At 29.5% G+C, this 816-nt stretch carries 1 protein-coding gene; it reads left to right on the top strand.

Translation table 11 applies throughout. The features are described from left to right. Window positions 1-771, top strand: a 771-nt coding sequence (locus tag ACFQ0I_RS17385) for a hypothetical protein (protein WP_379944263.1), incomplete at its 5' end; no start/stop codon positions are given. Window positions 772-816 lie beyond the last annotated feature (45 nt).

Genomic DNA, 816 nt, shown 5'->3' with positions numbered 1-816 from the left:
ACATTTGATAAAATGCGAATTTTTATAATATTCATATTACTGCTTTTTAGCAATAGTTCATTTTCACAAAACAAAAATGAATTGAAAGCTGATTATGAAATGCAGGGATATTTTAAAGACTATTCGGAATTCAATTTGGATGCTCTGAAAAGAAAAAAATTCAACGTAATAAGACAAATCGACCCTCGACGTACTGGTTTCAGATTTGAAAGACAAATAGACGCTGGAGTTACCGAATCAAATTACGATATATCAATCGAATACGTAGAGGGCGAATGGATGAATTACAAGGAATATAAAGTTCATGTATTTTCTAAAAACGACTCAATATTTGGAATAATAAATTATGACACATATCGAGAAAAAACCAACTACTATTTTGATTTTGCAAAACTACAAAACTACTTGGATTATCACAACGAATTCTACCAATCTAATTTGACCCGAAAGGATTTTATAAGCCAAATATTAGCTGACCACATTTACGGATATGTTTGTGGAGAAGCACCTGTTATTTATGAAGTTCCAAGATATGATGACTTAAAATTTGATAAGAAAAGAAATATTTCAAAATTCCGAGATTGGTTAAAATCATTTAGTCCAGAATTACAGACTTACGGAGTTGACGCATTAAAATATCTTGAAAAAAATAAAGGTATTCAACTAACAGCATTGGACGAAAAATTGATTTTGAATATTAAAAAAAGGAATTCGACATTGAATACTTGTAGCGGTTGTTTAATAGGTCTCTATGAAAAAGCATTTGAATAAAAAACGTTACACAACACCGTGTAAAAAACATTGCTTATTTTAGTT

The sequence above is a fragment of the Mariniflexile aquimaris genome (assembly GCF_042676825.1).
Classification (GTDB): domain Bacteria; phylum Bacteroidota; class Bacteroidia; order Flavobacteriales; family Flavobacteriaceae; genus Mariniflexile; species Mariniflexile aquimaris.
This window is presented reverse-complemented; position numbering and strand designations above follow the sequence as displayed.